Origin of the sequence: Photorhabdus africana (genome assembly GCF_035181445.1) — a bacterium.
Classification (GTDB): domain Bacteria; phylum Pseudomonadota; class Gammaproteobacteria; order Enterobacterales; family Enterobacteriaceae; genus Photorhabdus; species Photorhabdus laumondii.
On sequence record NZ_JAXBVE010000273.1, the window covers coordinates 1 to 247 of the forward strand.

The window sequence follows — 247 nt, forward strand, 5'->3', positions numbered from 1 at the left end:
CTTTGGCGTGAATTACACCACAGAAGGCCAGATGGTTTCCCGTACAGGAGACCCGGTTGATGGTGAAGCGATTCTGCAAGAGATGCTGGCAGTGATTGGAGAATTTAGTGGTGATCAACTGAAAGCGTTTACAAATCCGGAGAAATTGCTTAATGGTTTGAAAGCAGGCATGGAGATGGGCGGGGATGGCATCAGATCGTTTGCCGAAAGTCATGGTCTGCAAGAGAAAGCCCCGGATGAAAACCGT

Annotated in this window: 1 protein-coding gene; it reads left to right on the forward strand. The window is 49.0% G+C overall.

The features are described 5' to 3' along the window. Nucleotides 1–247: hypothetical protein (locus SLS51_RS23735; protein ID WP_323840910.1), on the forward strand; the 247-nt coding region annotated here is incomplete at both ends.